This is a genomic window from Vibrio sp. D173a, assembly GCF_030248475.1.
Genome location: NZ_JAHGAH010001308.1, coordinates 1 through 658 on the forward strand (window position 1 = coordinate 1; position 658 = coordinate 658).

Annotated in this window: 1 protein-coding gene; it reads left to right on the top strand. The window is 45.7% G+C overall.

What is annotated here, in order from left to right; translation table 11 throughout:
* Window positions 1-41 precede the first annotated feature (41 nt).
* A partial coding sequence (locus tag KIV40_RS33025; RefSeq protein WP_285353600.1) for a Clp protease N-terminal domain-containing protein occupies window positions 42-658 on the top strand: 617 nt, incomplete at its 3' end.

The window sequence follows — 658 nt, forward strand, 5'->3', positions numbered from 1 at the left end:
GACTTGTTCGGACAACAATGTTGTTCCCTTAGGAGGTACTTATGCTGAATAAAGAATTAGAACCAAGCTTGAACGGCGCCTTTGCTCGAGCGCGAGAAAAGCGACATGAGTTGATGACTGTAGAGCACCTCCTACTTGCATTATTAGAAAATGATGCGGCCAAGGAAGCGCTTTTGGCATGCCAAGCTGATCTTGAAGCCTTACGCAACGAGCTCGATATTTTCATCGATCAAACCACACCTCTCATTCCTGAAAGCGACGAAACACGTGAAACTCAGCCGACGCTAAGCTTCCAACGTGTTCTTCAACGTGCCGTTTTCCACGTGCAATCATCTGGTCGCAGCGAAGTAACGGGTGCTAACGTATTGGTTGCTATCTTCAGTGAACAAGAATCTCACGCAGCTTACTTGCTCAAGAAGAATGACATCAGCCGCTTAGATATTGTTAACTTCATTTCTCACGGTATCACCAAAGCAAGCAATGAGGGTGATAACTCATCTTCTTCAGACTCATTTGGCGCTGAAAATGCGGAAGAAGCGAGTTCAGAAGATAGACTGGAAAATTTTGCAACCAACCTGAATGAAGTCGCGAAGAAAGGCAATATCGACCCACCTATTGGTCGTGACAAAGAGCCTGAGCGCACTATTCAGGTGTTATG